The organism is Microvirga puerhi (assembly GCF_020089865.1).
GTDB classification, from domain to species: Bacteria; Pseudomonadota; Alphaproteobacteria; order Rhizobiales; family Beijerinckiaceae; genus Microvirga; species Microvirga puerhi.
Genome location: NZ_JAIRBM010000047.1, coordinates 1 through 698 on the forward strand (window position 1 = coordinate 1; position 698 = coordinate 698).

Genomic DNA, 698 nt, shown 5'->3' on the forward strand with positions numbered 1-698 from the left:
TTCACCTGGACCGGCTTCTATGTCGGTGTGAACGCCGGCTATGGCTGGAACACCAACAACGAAAACGTGTTCGTTCCGGGCATCGGCTTCGTCGATTCCGGCAGCAACGGCGGCTTCGTCGGCGGCGGCCAGATCGGCTACAATTATCAGTTCAACCAGTTCGTCGTCGGTGTCGAGGGCGACGTCCAGTATGCCGACGTCAACCGTCATCGGAACAACGACTTCCTGTTCGTGACGCCGGGCTTTGTGGGAGCGAACAACAATAACAACAACGACTGGTTCGGCACCGTGCGTGCTCGCGCCGGCTTCGCCTTCGACCGCGCTCTGATCTACGCCACCGGCGGTTTTGCCTTCAACGGCGACAACGGCGGCTGGACCGTCGGCGGTGGTGTCGAGTACGCCTTCACCAACAACCTGACGGCGAAGGTCGAAGGCCTGTATGTCAACATCGACAACGGCAACCGCAACGACGCTTTCCTGCTCGGCACCCCAGTTGGCTTCGTCGGCGGCAAGAACAAGGACGAGTTCGGCGTCATCCGCGCCGGCCTGAACTACAAGTTCTCGTCGTACTAAGACTGTTCGCGCTCACGCGAACGACAGAGGCCCGGTGGAAACACCGGGCCTTTTTCATGCCGTCATGCCGCAACGCGCGTCTTGGCATAGGTAGGCACGCGTGCCTCGAAATCGGCAAGCCATGC

At 60.6% G+C, this 698-nt stretch carries 1 protein-coding gene; it reads left to right on the plus strand.

Annotated elements, in window-relative coordinates:
- The coding region (locus tag K9B37_RS24535) for an outer membrane protein (protein ID WP_224316437.1) at nt 1-573 on the plus strand (573 nt) is incomplete at its 5' end.
- Nucleotides 574-698 lie beyond the last annotated feature (125 nt).